This is a genomic window from Planctomonas deserti, from assembly GCF_003067705.1.
Taxonomy (GTDB): Bacteria; Actinomycetota; Actinomycetes; order Actinomycetales; family Microbacteriaceae; genus Planctomonas; species Planctomonas deserti.
The window spans coordinates 1-532 of record NZ_QANL01000191.1 but is presented as its reverse complement, the minus strand read 5'-3'; the positions used below and the strand labels follow the sequence as shown (position 1 = coordinate 532).

The window sequence follows — 532 nt, the reverse complement described above, 5'->3', positions numbered from 1 at the left end:
ATCCGCAGCACCTGACCGCGCTGCTGTCGAAGCACGCCAGCGACGATGCGCTGTTCACCGCAGACGGGGGTTCTCCGATGGTATGGGTGCTGCGGCATATCCGGGTGAATGGCCGCCGCCGCACGCTGACCAGCCTGTTGCACGGGACCATGGCCAACGCGATGCCGCAGGCGCTGGGGTTGCAGAAGGCGTTTCCTGGCCGGCAGGTGATTTCGCTGTCCGGCGATGGTGGCCTGGCGATGCTGTTGGGTGACCTGCTGACCGCGGTGCAGGAAAACCTGCCGATCAAGGTGGTGGTGTTCAACAACGGCTCGCTGAATTTCGTCGAGCTGGAGCAGAAGGTGGAAGGCCTTCTGGACAACTACACCGACCTGAAGAACCCGGACTTCGGCCGCCTGGCCGAGGTGATCGGCTTCCACGGCCGCACGGTCACCCGCAGCGAGGATCTGGAGGAGGCGGTGCAGGATTTCCTGTCCCAGCGCGGTCCGGCGTTGCTGGACGTGCACACGAGTCGCGCCGAGCTGGTGATGCC

Annotated in this window: 1 protein-coding gene; it reads left to right on the top strand. The window is 65.2% G+C overall.

Features of this window, described 5'->3' with window-relative positions:
* Window positions 1-532 (top strand): thiamine pyrophosphate-dependent enzyme (locus DAI20_RS20235; protein WP_240606155.1); only part of this gene is annotated, 532 nt, incomplete at both ends.